Raw genomic sequence first — 12,724 nt, forward strand, 5'->3', positions numbered from 1 at the left:
GGACCTCAAGGCATTCAAGGACCAACGGGTGCTACCGGCGCTACTGGTATAGGAGTTACTGGACCTACTGGACCTTCTGGTGGACCTACCGGACCTACTGGGCCAACTGGACCTAGCTTCCCTATAGCAACAATTGTTGTAACAAACAATATTCAGCAAACAGTACTGCAATTTAATAACTTTATTTTTAGTACTGCAATTAACGTAAACAATATTATCTTCAACGGCACAGATACAGTTACTGTTATTAACGGTGGTATTTATGTAATTAGCGTATCCATTTCTACAACTGCGCCAGGATGCGCTCCACTCGGAGTAGGAATTTCAATTAATGGAGCAGTCGCAACTGATAATTTCTCTTCAAATTTAATAGGCGACTCACTTTCATTTACTACAATCGAAACATTAGCAGCTGGTGCAAGAATTTCTGTTCAATCTACTCTTAATGAGATTACGATCCCTGCGACAGGAAATACTAACATCCGCCTTACTGTATTTAGAATCGCTTAAATTTCATCATAGATTGTTTATGACAAATAAAAAAAGAGCGAGGAAACTCGCTCTTTTTTTTGTTATGTACAATAATTCATTACTATTCTAATTCAATTGAAACATTTTTTTGTGGTACAAATGTAGAAATTGCATGTTTATAAATAAGCTGTTGCTTACCTTCTGTTTCCAGCAGGACTGTAAAATTATCAAATCCTTTAATTAGTCCACGAAGCTGGAAACCATTTAATAAGTACAGTGTAACAAACGTATTTTCTTTACGGAGTTGATTTAAAAACTGATCTTGAATATTGATTGATTGCTTCATGTCGAATCCTCCTCTTTTTCTCTACTTACTATTATTCGACTTTACTTGTAACTTTCCTTCTATGTATCGTAAAATTTCTGACGTTTTTTCACCGTCTGTAACATCAAACCACGTGACATCCATTTTATTACGGAACCACGTTAATTGACGCTTTGCATAACGACGCGAATTCGTCTTTAATTGTGATACCGCATCTTCTAAAGGGGCTCGATTCTCAAAATAATCATAGATTTCTTTATATCCAATCGCTTGAATAGATTGACAATCTCGTATCCCTCTATTATACAGACCTTCTACTTCCTCTAATAGGCCTTGTTCCATCATCAAATCCACTCGTAAGTTAATGCGATCGTATAGCATTTCTCGATCCATTGTCAAGCCAATTAATGAAACATCATAGAGTAACTCTTTTTCTTGTTTTTCAATTTGGTCACTCATTTTTTCACCCGTCGTGTGGAAAATTTCTAACGCCCGAATGACACGTCGTACATTATTTGCATGAATACGCTCCGCACTTTCCGGATCTACTTCTTGCAATTTTTTATGTACATATTCCACACCGCGTTCTAAAGCTAACTTTTCCATTTGCTCTCGGTATATCACATCACCAGCATCATCTGTAAACTGATAATCGAATAAAACAGATTGTATATAAAGACCGGTCCCACCAACTATAATTGGTAATTTACCACGTTCTGTAATTTCTCGAATATGTTTGCGAACACGTTCTTGAAATTCCGCGACAGAAAATGAATCTTCCGGATTTTTTATATCGACCATATAATGTGGAATTCCGTCCATCTCTGCTTGTGTTACCTTTGCAGTTCCAATATCCATCGTTCGATAGATTTGCATGGAATCACCACTAATAATTTCACCGTTCAACGCTTTGGCAAGATCGATACTTAACTTCGTCTTTCCAACAGCTGTTGGTCCAATGATGACAGCAACTTTTTCACGTTGCACTTCTCCCATAGCATTCAACTCTCTTTATGTAATATACTCCATCTATTGATTATACCCAATCTTACCAATTTTAACGGCATGATTGCAAGTTCTTTCATTTCGGTACATGAAATTACATATAAAAAAGAACATAGTTTGTCCAATTCTGCATATACATGATAAAAATAGTTTCGAGAGGATGAGTTAACTATGAAACAATCCACCATCAATTTTTCATCTTTGACAAAAGACCTCATTTTAGCTACTTCTACAAAAGAACAAAATTGTTCACAAGAGGAATTATACTTCGCCCTAAATTGTTTACTACGGGCTTTTCATTCTACTCTCCATGAAACAACATCACATCCAGAAAATAAAAATACAGAATATATACAAACACAATTTTGCAGTGCATATAAAATTATTACAGGTAAAACTATTTATCCCTTTCAATAATCCATAAAAAGCGGCTGCTTACATAATTTCAAGCAACCGCTTTTTATATTAATATCGATAACCTATTGTATAACTTTCACTTTTACAGATTTGCGCCCCCAGCTATTAGCACTACCATCTGAACCGACTAATACATCAATACGATTTCCTTTAATCGCACCACCAGTGTCTCCAGCAATCGCTTCTCCATATCCTTCTACCCATACTTTTGATCCAAGCGGAATTACTTTCGGATCAACAGCAATTACTTTCATATTTGGATTTGCTGTTAAATCATGCCCCATTGCAGTTAATACACGACCACCATACGAACCATTCTCACTCGGATCTGCTGTATATGCCGTCGCTTCTACTGTAATTTCACGACCACCAGTAGGCGCACTTGTTTCAGTAGATTTCGCAACTGGTTTTGCAGCCGGCTTTTCTTTTACCACAGGTTTACTTGATTCTACATTCTTAATAGAATCGTTACTCTTAACATACTCTTTATTCTTAACTGCTGTATTATTTTTAACCGGCGCTTCTTCTTGAACTACAACCTCTTTCTTTTCAATTACAGGTGCCGTTCCTGTTAAAAATGGCACGTGAACATATCCGACTTTTCCATTGTAGTCGAATTGTAACCATTCATTTTGAACTTGATTCGTCGTTTCAATCACATCATTTTTATTAAGTTTACCTAAAATTTCAGAATCAGTATTCGCTCCAGCACGAACATTTAATACGCCCGCCGTTACATAATATGTGCTCTTTGTAAAATCAGCACTTACAAACGCTTCCTTACCGTTTAACTTAATTTTTGTCCATCCATTCTCTGTATTTATAACATCTAGTGTATTCCCACTTAACACTTTACCTACAAGCTTTGACTCTACATTTGGGTTTTCTCTAACATTTAATACGTCTGTTGTTACAATTGTTTCCGCTTTAGCAGAACCCGCAAAAATCCCAAGACCAAAAACTGCTGCTGTTGCTATACTTAATAATTTTTTCATGAATAGCCTCCATTTGCTTTGTTTTCGTATTTTCATTATAGCAACAGATTTTTAGAATTTTTAGAAATCACACAATTACAAAGCATTCGTAATATACAATTAACGAGTTGTAACATAAATTTCCATATTAATAAAATGTATTTCTCATACAATCTCCAGTGGTTTTCATATATTTTTCATATACGAGCACAAGAACTTTTTTCCAGAAAAAATTACAGTGTTACTTTTTTGTTACAAAAAATTCACAATTCGTTACATCTTTTACCAAAAAACATCAATATTCCATTGTTAACTTATTTTTTTGTAATAAAAAGAGAGCAGCTACTAAAAGCTACTCTCTTTTTATTTGTTATTGAACTTTCTTTTTCCAAACACCTAGCATAATAGCCGAGACAATCGTTCCAATTAATATAGAGAAAATATATAGTAACGGTTTATTTACTAACGCTATTACAAATAATCCACCATGCGGTGCCGGTAATGTAATTTGGAATAACATAGATAACGCACCTGCAATACTTGAACCAACAACACAACTTACGATTACTCGAACCGGATCTGCAGCTGCAAACGGAATCGCACCTTCTGTAATGAACGATGCTCCCATAATATAATTTGTTAAACCAGATTTACGTTCCGCTTCTGTAAACTTTGATTTAAAGAATGTAGTTGCGAATGCAATCGCAAGTGGCGGTACCATACCACCAGCCATAACTGCTGAGTGCACTCCAAAATTTTGTGCTTCTATTGCAGCAATACCAAACGTAAATGCCGCTTTATTAATTGGACCACCCATATCAATCGCCATCATACCACCTAAAATAAGACCTAGTAATATAGCATTCGTACCATTTAAACCATTTAACCACCCTGTCAACATTTCATTTAATGCTACTACAGGCGGAATTACTACTTTTTGCATTACAACTCCTGTAATCAATAATCCAAAGACTGGATATAACAATACAGGTTTAATTCCTTCTAATTGTACTGGTAGTCCTGAAAATAATCTTTTCAACCCTAAAACAACATATCCAGCTAAGAAACCAGCAATTAATCCACCTAAAAATCCAGCATTCGCATTCGCCGCTAAAAACCCACCTACAACACCAGGCATAAAACCAGGACGATCAGCAATAGAGCTTGCAATAAATCCAGCTAAAATTGGTACAAGGAATAAAAACGCACCTGTTTTTCCTCCACCAATTGACATGAACAATTCAGCTAAAGGACCTTCCGCCTTTATACCACCAAACGAAAATGCTAGCGCTATTAAAATCCCGCCACCAACAACGAATGGAAGCATATTACTTACACCGCTCATTAAATGCTTATAAATTCCTAATCCTTTTTCTCTCTCAATACTTTCTGATTTCCCGTCCTCTTTTACACCTTTAAAGATTGGTGCATCTTGTTTGACAGCTCGATTTAGCAATTTTTCCGTTTTTCGAATCCCATCAGCAACTGGCACTTGAATGACATGTTTACCAGCAAAACGATTCATTTCTACTTGTTTATCTGCCGCAACAATAATAGCTGTTGCACGTTCAATATCCTCTTTCGTTAAACCGTTTTTAATACCTGTTGATCCGTTTGTTTCAACTTTAATCGCTATCCCTAACTCTGCCGCTTTTGCTTTTAAGCTATCCGCCGCCATATATGTGTGAGCGATTCCAGTTGGGCAAGCTGTAACAGCAAGTACGTACGGTTCATTTCCTTCTGGTTGTGCAACTTCAATCTCTTCTTCTTTTTCATTCTCTTTTTCATCAAATAGTTGAAGAAGCTCACTTTCATCCTTCGCTTCTAATAGTTGCTTGCGAAATCCTTCATCCATTAATAATGTCGATAAACGAGACAACGTTTCTAAATGAGTATTATTCGCTCCTTCACTTGCAGCAATCATAAAGAATAAGTATGCCGGTTGTCCATCAAGCGACTCATAATTGATACCGCTTACACTTCTACCAAAACAAATCGATGGTTGTTTAACAGCCTTTGTCTTCGCATGAGGTATTGCAATACCTTCCCCTATTCCAGTCGTACTTTGGGACTCCCGCTTTAAAATAGCTTCTTTAAATTCCGTTTTACTATTTAAACGATTTGCCCCGTTTAATTTCTCAACTAATTCATCTATGACAGCTTCTTTATTTGAAGCTGTCAAATCCATAATGACTGTATCCCTTTTTAATAGTTCTGTAATTTTCATATGTTGCTTCCCCCTATCGCTTAGCTACAATTACTTGCGACAATAATTCTTCTACTTTTTCCTTCTTACATAAATCAGCTGAAAATGCTGTTGCACTCCCTGTTGCAACGCCGTATTGAAATGCCTTTTCAATATCTTTTGTCTGTTCATATTTGCCTACAAACCCTGCAACAAGAGAATCTCCGGCCCCAACTGAATTAATTACAACACCTTTTGGAACAGTCGCTTCATATATACCTTCTGCCGTAAATAATAAAGCTCCCTCTCCAGCCATCGATACGATAACGTGTTTTACACCTTGTTCAATTAATTTTCTTCCATAAGGTAAAACGTCCTCTACTGTTGAAAGCTCCACTCCAAACAACTCACCAAGTTCATGATGGTTTGGCTTAATTAAAAATGGCTTATTTTTAATTACATGTTGCAGTGCACTTCCACTTGCATCTACTACTACACGAATACCTTTTTCAGCTCCAAACGCAGCAATTGATTCGTAAAAAGTACTTGGAATAGAGATCGGTACACTCCCAGCGAGTACAACACAATCTCCAGGTTGCATACTCTCAATTTTTTTCATTAACTGTTTGAACTGCTTCTTTGTTACAATAGGACCTTGGCCATTTAATTCTGTTTCTTCTTTCCCTTTTATTTTCACATTAATGCGAGTATCTTCATCTACTTGGACGAAGTTTGTTGTTACACCTTCGTCACGTAATACCTCTTTAATAAATTGACCAGTAAATCCACCAATAAATCCAAGTGCTATATTTTTAACACCTAAACGCTGAAGAACACGAGAAACATTAATTCCTTTTCCTCCAGGAAACTTCATATCTTTCTCCGCTCGATTTATTGTTCCTAAATCAAAAGAAGGAACTTGCACTACATAATCAATAGATGGGTTTAAAGTAACTGTATAGATCATTGTTTATCAGCCTCAATTACATTGGTTTGTTTTTTATATTTTTCTAAATCAATTTCTAAATGGTTTGTAATAATATTTGCATCTTCAACATTTGCAATTTTCGCAAACGCAACTTCTGAAAACTTACTTTCATCAATTAAGAAATATCCTTCGTTTGCTAATGTTAGTGCCATTTGTTTTAGGAGCGCTTCTTCTGGATCTGGCGTTGTAAAGCCAAGCTGTTCATGTACACCATTTGCACCTAAAAAACATTTATCAAAGCGATACTTCTGCATACTTTCCTGTGCCATAGCACCGATTAAAGCTTTCGTCCTACTCTTCATCATTCCGCCTAGTAAATACGCACGAATATTATTTTCAACTAAAGCTTCAATATGCATAAGTCCATTCGTAACGACAGTAACATCTTTATTGATTAAAAATGGAATCATTTCAAATGTTGTACTCCCTGCATCTAAATAAATACAATCACCTTGTTCAACAACGCTAGCCGCATAATTAGCAATTTGTTGTTTTATTTGAATGTTTTTGGATGATTTTTCAACCATCGTTGGTTCTTGCCCTTTTCCTGTTAAAACAGCGGCACCACCATGAACTCTTTTTAATAACCTTTGCTTTTCCAATTGTGCTAAATCACGGCGAATTGTCGACTCAGAGCTTTCTGTTCTTTCAACTAATTGCTGTAATTTTACAACTTTCTGTTCTTTTACAAGTTGCAATATCATTTGATGACGTTCAGGAGTTAACATTTTATTCACCTCTTCTTTGATTACAGTATAATGAAAACGGTCACAAAAATCAACCATAAACAATCAAAAATAATCACAAACATTCATAAACGTTTATAAAAAGCAAAAAAAGAAACCTATTCGATCAAACAATCAAATAGGTTTCTTTTCTAAATTCACTTATAAAGAAGCTTTATATATACTTAGAACATCATCTTTATTTAATTTTTTAAAGTTACCAAATTTACCATACGCCATCGCTTTATTAGCCATTATATCAATTTCATTTTCTCCAATACCGTAATCAGCTAATGTTGCTGGCGCTTCAATTGAAGTCCAAAATTGACGCAGTGCCTCAATTCCTTCTAACGCCACTTCTTTATCTGTTTTTCCATCTGTTTCTATTTCAAATACACGAATAGCGAACTGTTTAAAACGACTTACATTTTCATCTACGACATGCTTCATCCAGTTAGGGAATAGAATTGCTAAGCCGCCTCCATGCGGTATATCATGAACAGCAGAAACTGCATGTTCAATATTATGAGTTGCCCAGTCACCTCTTACTCCCATCGCTAAAATACCATTTAACGCCATCGTTCCGCAATATAAAATTGTTTCCCTATGCTCATAATTTTCTAAATCACTTAAAAGCTTGGGAGCTGTCTCAATTACTGTTTTTAAAACAGATTCACAATAACGATCTTGTAGTTCTGTATTCGTTCCATGATGGAAATATTGTTCTAATACATGTGACATAATATCTACCATACCATAAATCGTTTGATCTCTCGGCACAGATGCAGTATGAACTGGATCTAAAATTGAAAACTGCGGGAATGTAACTGGGCTTCCCCATCCATACTTTTCATTCGTTTCCCAATTTGTAATTACCGAGCCTGCATTCATTTCAGAACCTGTCGCAGCAAGAGTAAGTACAGTACCAAATGGTAATGCCTCACTAGCAAATGCTTTTTTCGTTACAATATCCCATACATCTCCATCATATTTACTACCAGCAGCAATCGCTTTCGTACAGTCGATTACACTTCCTCCACCAACTGCTAAAATAAATTCGACTCCATTATCTTTACAAATTTGAATCCCTTTCTTTACAGTTGATACACGAGGATTCGGTTCAACACCCGTCAATTCAAATACTTCTGCATTAATATCCTTTAAAATAGAAATCACATTATCATAAATACCGTTTCTTTTAATACTGCCTCCTCCATATACGAGAAGAACCTTCTTACCAAACTGTGGAATTTCAGTTTTTAACTGTTCTAATTGATCTTTACCGAAAATAAGTTTCGTTGGATTACGAAATACAAAATTTTGCATATTTCTTTACCATCCCTTCTATTTGAAAAGCAACTATACTTTTGTATACCATATTTTTTTCATTTCACAAAAAGATTTGCTTAACAAAAAAGCCCCAGCCTAAAGGCTGAGACTTTTATTGATAATAAGGTGAGATCATTAAGTACACAATAACACCAGATAAACTTACATATAACCAAATTGGCATTGTCCAACGTACAATTTTACGGTGACGTGTTAATTGATTTGTAAAACCAAATACAAGTGCAAACAATGCAAGTGGTACGATAATTGCTGCTAGGATAATATGTGTAATTAAAATGATGAAATACACATATTTAATGAATCCTTCTCCTCCAAAATGTGTTGCCGGTGCTAAGTAATGATACGATAAATACGACACACAAAATAGTAAAGTTGTCGTAAATGCTGCAAGGATGAAACCACGATGCATTTTCACATTCTTTTTAATAATAGAGAATAACGCTGCTAATAAAAATACGAACGTAAAGCTATTAAAAATCGCGTTTAACATTGGTAAAATCGTTACATCAAAATGTACTTCTCCTTCATAGCCAACAGGTCCAAAGAACAAAAATAAAATAATCGCATTTACAATTACAGAAAGCGTTATCACAATAGGAGCATAGCTTTTCTGATTTGTTGATTGATCCACCAAAATGGTCACTCCCTCTTCCTTCAAGTATGTATACGTAACCTCACTATTTTAACATATTATTCACAGTGTAAATGTGACAATAGTTTGACACAGCAAGACAAAACAAAGAAAAAAATCCTTCTTAATAAAACTTCTTAAGAAGGATTTTATCGCTTTATTATTCAAATAGCAACGCGATTAATTTTTGTTAAAAAATGTATCGCTTTATTATTCAAATAGCAACGCGATTAATTTTTGTTAAAAAATGTATCGCTATATGCTTGAAAAATTTCAGACACTTGATATCCCATTAATGAAATTGCTGTTAATGAAAAGAAACCAATCATAAGAAATCGAAACCACATATAAATCTCCTCCTTGTATTTAGCTTAAAAAACGTTAGCTACCTTACAAGTTGCGTGGCACTCTTCATCATCACTTTCCTTCTTCTTTACAATTGCTGTAATAAATCGAATCATAAAGAAAACTACAAAAGGAAATTGTTCGTAATTCACATTGGCATAGTTTAGCAACGGCTCGCGCTGCACATCGAACGGAGATGAGAAGGAATAGAACATACCTTGCTCTTCCATATATACAATTACAATTTTCATGCAAAATACTATTCCTAGAAACGAAACAATATCTTGCCATTCTGTCGTATATAACAGGTTATACAGCTCTAATACGTACTCTTCCATCATCATCCCCCCTTCCTTTTTTACCATTTTGCTCGCCTTCGTATAAAAAGTCAAGAAAAAAGTTTATATCCACTATGACAATAGTAATTACTTGTTTCTATGATTATATATGATTCTTTTATAGCAATGACTGGGTGTAACTCTCTTCGAAAATAAGAAAATTAGAATCGAACAGATTCCTCATTCTTACTTTTAGGATTCAAAACTGTGCTATTTTTATTTCTATTAAAAATAAAATAAGAAAGTATGATAAGAACTGTAACAAACATTGTTAAAAGTGCTTGTGAACGTAAAGTATCAATTGCGAACATCGCAACTAAAACTGCTATAATAGCAGCAATTGTAACATACGTTACATACGGAAAAAGCCACATTTTCACTTTCAAATTTTTTTGTTCTACTTTCCCCATTTTTTTACGCATCTTTAAATGCGAAACTGCAATAACGAGATAAACTAGTAACGCAATCCCGCCAGATGCATTCACTAAAAACAAAAAGACTTTATCTGGAGAAATGTAACTAAAAACAACTCCAATATAAGCGAAGACCGTTCCAAATAAAACCGCTCGAACAGGAACACCACTACTGTTCAATTTTAAAAATGACTTTGGCGCATCTCCTCTTTCTGCCATTGAAAAAAGCATTCTTGAATTTGTATATAAGCCTGAATTTAAGCAAGAAAGTACAGCTGTTAAAACGATAAAATTCATAATTTGTGCTGCCGCTGGTATTCCTATATGTTCAAGTACAGCTACAAATGGACTTTTTAATATGTTAGCTGAATTCCATGGCAGTAGCGTAACAACTACCGCTATAGACCCAATAAAAAATACAAGAATACGCCAAATCACACTGTTTGTTGCTGTTTTTACTGCTTTTACAGGTTCTGCAGATTCACCAGCCGCTACTGCTACAATCTCTGATCCCATAAATGAAAATATAACAACAGTAATTCCAAGCAAGACCGAACTTATACCGTTTGGCATAAACCCACCTTGTCCAATTAAATTCGAAGTGCCGGGTGCTTCTGTTCCTGGAACAAATCCTAAAATAACAGCAAGACCTAGACAAAGGAACAAAACAATACTTATTACTTTAATAAAAGAAAACCAATATTCAAACTCTCCAAATGATTTCACTGAAAAAACGTTCGTCAGCGTTAATAAAATTGTTAATATTAAACTTAATAACCATAGCGGTATTTGTGGAATCCAATATTGGATAATACCAGCACCTGCTGTGGCTTCTATTGCAATAACAATTACCCAGAAAAACCAGTATAACCAGCCTATTGTATAACCCGCCCATGGACCAATTGCTTCTCTTGCATACGTTGCAAATGAACCACTTGTCGGATTTACAGCTGCCATTTCTCCTAGCATTCTCATGACGAAAATGACTAGAAGTCCTGCTAATGTATATGAAACGATAGAACCAGGTCCTGCCGAATGTACAACGGCACCACTTCCAACAAACAAACCAGCCCCTATTACGCCGCCAATTGAGATCATTGTAATGTGGCGTATTTTGAGATCTTTCTTTAGATTTTTATCCAACTCTTGTACATCCCCTTCCAAACTAAATTTTGAAATTTATGTAAGAGTACTGTGCGAAAGATTTTGTTCTATACGTTAAAATATATCAAAATATTCTGAATTTAACAATTGCAATTCAATCTCCTTCAAAAATTATTTCATTAGGTTTAATACTTTCCCACACACAATTGTTGAGAAAATTATAGTCCTCTTACAAAAGAAAGAATTTTCAGATATTATTAAATAAACAAGATTATACATCTAGACAACTTTTTGTATAGGAGTGTTGATATGTTAAACAAGTTCAAATTTTTTTGTTGTATTTTCGTACTGTTCTTACTACTACCGCTATCCCCTTTCCAAACACAAGCAGCAAACAATTTAGGTTCAAAATTACTCGTTGGATACTGGCATAACTTTGATAACGGTACTGGCATTATTAAATTAAAAGACGTTTCACCAAAATGGGATGTAATCAATGTATCTTTTGGTGAAACTGGTGGTGATCGTTCCACTGTTGAATTTTCTCCTGTGTATGGTACAGATGCAGACTTCAAATCAGATATTTCTTATTTAAAAAGTAAAGGAAAGAAAGTAGTTCTTTCAATAGGAGGACAAAATGGAGTCGTTTTACTTCCTGACAATGCCGCTAAGCAACGTTTTATTAATTCCATACAATCTCTAATCGATAAATACGGTTTTGATGGAATAGATATTGACCTTGAATCAGGTATTTACTTAAACGGAAATGACATTAATTTCAAAAATCCAACTACTCCCCAAATCGTAAATCTTATATCAGCTATTCGAACAATCTCAGATCATTATGGTCCAGATTTTCTATTAAGCATGGCTCCTGAAACAGCTTATGTTCAAGGCGGTTATAGCGCATACGGAAGTATCTGGGGTGCATATTTACCAATTATTTACGGAGTGAAAGATAAACTAACATACATTCACGTTCAACACTACAACGCTGGCAGCGGGGTTGGAATGGACGGTAATAACTACAATCAAGGTACTGCAGACTACGAAGTCGCTATGGCAGATATGCTCTTACATGGTTTTCCTGTAGGTGGTAATCCAAATAACATTTTCCCAGCTCTTCGCTCAGATCAAGTTATGATTGGGCTTCCAGCAGCACCAGCGGCAGCTCCAAGTGGTGGATACATTTCGCCAACTGAAATGAAAAAAGCTTTAAATTATATCATTAAAGGAGTTTCGTTCGGAGGAAAGTATAAACTTTCTAACCAGAGTGGCTATCCTGCATTCCGCGGCCTAATGTCTTGGTCTATTAATTGGGATGCAAAAAACAACTTTGAATTCTCTAATAATTATAGAACATATTTTGATACTCTTCCCTTGCAAAAATAATAAAAAACAACAATAGGTCCTATAACCTATTGTTGTTTTTTATTTATGAAAATTACTTTGT

Annotated in this window: 13 protein-coding genes; 3 read left to right on the top strand and 10 right to left on the bottom strand. The window is 35.1% G+C overall.

What is annotated here, in order from left to right; translation table 11 throughout:
- Positions 1-510 (top strand): Gly-Xaa-Xaa repeat protein (locus BUA87_RS30455; protein ID WP_142953286.1); only part of this gene is annotated, 510 nt, incomplete at its 5' end.
- 82 nt (positions 511-592) lie between these two features.
- On the opposite strand, the gene hfq is transcribed toward BUA87_RS30455, so the two are convergent.
- Both hfq and miaA read right to left on the bottom strand, forming a co-directional pair.
- The gene (gene hfq / locus BUA87_RS19170; protein ID WP_000813896.1) at positions 593-817 is read right to left on the bottom strand and encodes an RNA chaperone Hfq; all 225 of its coding nucleotides are present in this window, start codon (positions 815-817) and stop codon (positions 593-595) included.
- Positions 818-838: 21 nt separating this feature from the next.
- A complete protein-coding gene (gene miaA, locus BUA87_RS19175) occupies positions 839-1,792 on the bottom strand; it encodes a tRNA (adenosine(37)-N6)-dimethylallyltransferase MiaA (protein ID WP_000504953.1) in 954 nt (317 codons plus the stop codon).
- Between the two features lie 180 nt (positions 1,793-1,972).
- Between miaA and BUA87_RS19180 the strand changes: the two genes are divergently transcribed.
- The gene (locus BUA87_RS19180; RefSeq protein WP_000814431.1) at positions 1,973-2,218 is read left to right on the top strand and encodes a hypothetical protein; all 246 of its coding nucleotides are present in this window, start codon (positions 1,973-1,975) and stop codon (positions 2,216-2,218) included.
- Positions 2,219-2,280: 62 nt separating this feature from the next.
- On the opposite strand, the gene entD is transcribed toward BUA87_RS19180, so the two are convergent.
- The 8 genes from entD to gabP form a co-directional block, all read right to left on the bottom strand.
- Entirely contained in the window at positions 2,281-3,213 is a 933-nt protein-coding gene (gene entD, locus BUA87_RS19185; RefSeq protein ID WP_016512433.1) for a cell wall-binding protein EntD, read from the bottom strand.
- A 349-nt stretch (positions 3,214-3,562) separates the two neighbouring features.
- Positions 3,563-5,419: a PTS fructose transporter subunit IIABC gene (locus BUA87_RS19190; RefSeq protein ID WP_016512432.1), complete on the bottom strand. Its 1,857-nt coding sequence runs from the start codon at positions 5,417-5,419 to the stop codon at positions 3,563-3,565.
- A gap of 13 nt (positions 5,420-5,432) precedes the next feature.
- Positions 5,433-6,344 carry a 1-phosphofructokinase gene (gene pfkB, locus BUA87_RS19195; protein ID WP_071713488.1) on the bottom strand — a complete coding sequence of 304 codons (912 nt, stop codon included), beginning with the start codon at positions 6,342-6,344 and terminating at the stop codon, positions 5,433-5,435.
- Positions 6,341-7,093 (bottom strand): DeoR/GlpR family DNA-binding transcription regulator, encoded by a 753-nt coding sequence (locus BUA87_RS19200; RefSeq protein WP_000957288.1) that lies wholly within the window; start codon positions 7,091-7,093, stop codon positions 6,341-6,343. The genes pfkB and BUA87_RS19200 overlap by 4 nt, the downstream gene beginning before the upstream one ends.
- Positions 7,094-7,252: 159 nt before the next feature.
- Positions 7,253-8,416 (bottom strand): iron-containing alcohol dehydrogenase, encoded by a 1,164-nt coding sequence (locus BUA87_RS19205; protein ID WP_071713489.1) that lies wholly within the window; start codon positions 8,414-8,416, stop codon positions 7,253-7,255.
- A 115-nt stretch (positions 8,417-8,531) separates the two neighbouring features.
- Entirely contained in the window at positions 8,532-9,074 is a 543-nt protein-coding gene (locus BUA87_RS19210; RefSeq protein WP_000228315.1) for a DUF420 domain-containing protein, read from the bottom strand.
- 368 nt (positions 9,075-9,442) lie between these two features.
- Complete coding sequence (locus tag BUA87_RS19215; protein WP_003271231.1) at positions 9,443-9,781, bottom strand: hypothetical protein; 339 nt, start codon at positions 9,779-9,781, stop codon at positions 9,443-9,445.
- A gap of 134 nt (positions 9,782-9,915) precedes the next feature.
- Positions 9,916-11,310 carry a GABA permease gene (gabP, locus tag BUA87_RS19220; RefSeq protein WP_065229220.1) on the bottom strand — a complete coding sequence of 465 codons (1,395 nt, stop codon included), beginning with the start codon at positions 11,308-11,310 and terminating at the stop codon, positions 9,916-9,918.
- 270 nt (positions 11,311-11,580) lie between these two features.
- Between gabP and BUA87_RS19230 the strand changes: the two genes are divergently transcribed.
- Positions 11,581-12,663: a chitinase gene (locus tag BUA87_RS19230; RefSeq protein ID WP_072940491.1), complete on the top strand. Its 1,083-nt coding sequence runs from the start codon at positions 11,581-11,583 to the stop codon at positions 12,661-12,663.
- The last annotated feature ends 61 nt before the right edge of the window (positions 12,664-12,724 follow it).

The sequence above is a fragment of the Bacillus sp. bc15 genome, from assembly GCF_900142585.1.
Lineage (GTDB): Bacteria > Bacillota > Bacilli > Bacillales > Bacillaceae_G > Bacillus_A > Bacillus_A cereus.